The sequence below is a fragment of the Marinobacter persicus genome, from assembly GCF_002934325.1.
GTDB lineage: Bacteria > Pseudomonadota > Gammaproteobacteria > Pseudomonadales > Oleiphilaceae > Marinobacter > Marinobacter persicus_A.
This window is the reverse complement of the sequence record NZ_PTIV01000090.1, coordinates 1-1,139: the sequence shown is the minus strand read 5'-3', so window position 1 is coordinate 1,139 and position 1,139 is coordinate 1. Positions and strand designations below refer to the sequence as shown.

The 1,139-nt window shown below is 50.7% G+C and carries 1 protein-coding gene; it reads right to left on the bottom strand.

The features are described 5' to 3' along the window. Window positions 1-30: 30 nt before the first annotated feature. Window positions 31-1,059 carry an IS630 family transposase gene (locus BY454_RS16715; protein WP_104417682.1) on the bottom strand — a complete coding sequence of 343 codons (1,029 nt, stop codon included), beginning with the start codon at window positions 1,057-1,059 and terminating at the stop codon, window positions 31-33. Between the last annotated feature and the right edge of the window lie 80 nt (window positions 1,060-1,139).

Below are 1,139 nucleotides of genomic sequence, written 5' to 3'. Positions count from 1 at the left end.
ACTACTAATCCGAAATAAAGTAAGCGAACATCATCCGGCGATATAAGCCAAATCCGGATGACCGAAAAACGATTTCAATAACCGTGGCAGCTTCTGTAATCGCCGAAGCTGCCGGTAAACAATGCTGCGAAGTTGTTCTTTGCTGTTAATGATCTTTTTGCCAACGTGGTGGTATTTGATATAGCCCCAAACAGACTCATCAGGATTCAGTTCCGGCGAGTACGGCGGCAGGAAGAACAGCCTGAGTTTGCCGTCAAGGCTCTCAACATATTCCCGAACCCGTCGGGCATGATGAACCGGGTGGTTGTCCAGAATCAGGAAGACCGGCTTGTCAGCGTCCTGTACCAAAGCTTTGAGGAAACCGAGAAAAGCATCGGTGTTCATGGTGCCCTGGATCGTCTTGAAGCGTAGCTCACCACGAGGTGAGATGGCCGAGATCAGGTTGATACTGAAACGACTACCCGTATTTCGAATGATCGGAGTTTCGCCCTTGGGCGCCCAGGTTGTGCCGCTGTGATAATCAGATCGAATGCTGGCTTCATCGCCGAAGTAGATGGTGGCCCCGACTTTCTTGGCTTCCTTGCGGATCTCCGGATAGGTCTCTTCTTTCCATTGCTTCACAGCCTCTGGCTTTTGCTGATAAGCCCGGTGCAGCGGCTTCTGAGGTGTCAGCCCCAGATTGCGAAGCAGTCGACCGACGGAGACATCGCTGAGTCGAACATTGAACTTTTGCCGGATCAATTCACGCACGCGACCTCGGGTCCACAGGGCAAAATCAAACTTCAGCTGATCCGGCGTAAAAGTAGTGATCCAGGTGTACAGCTCCCGAATCTGTTCGCCGCTCAGCTTCTTGGGGCGACCCGAAATCTGTTTGGCCTTGAGTGCGTCAAAGCCACCCTCGCGGTAGGCAGCCAGCCATTCATAAATTCGGGCTCGACTCATACCTAATGCTTTGATGACGACTTCTGGACTTTCGCCATCCATGACTCTTTGAACGGCTCGAACGCGGATGGCTTCCAGTGTTTTGTGATCAAGTTTACGACCGTCATCATGGCGCATGAGTGTAGGTATCCGATAAAGTTGACGAATAATACCTACATTATAAATGATGTTCGCTTACTTTTGCACCCATTAGTAAC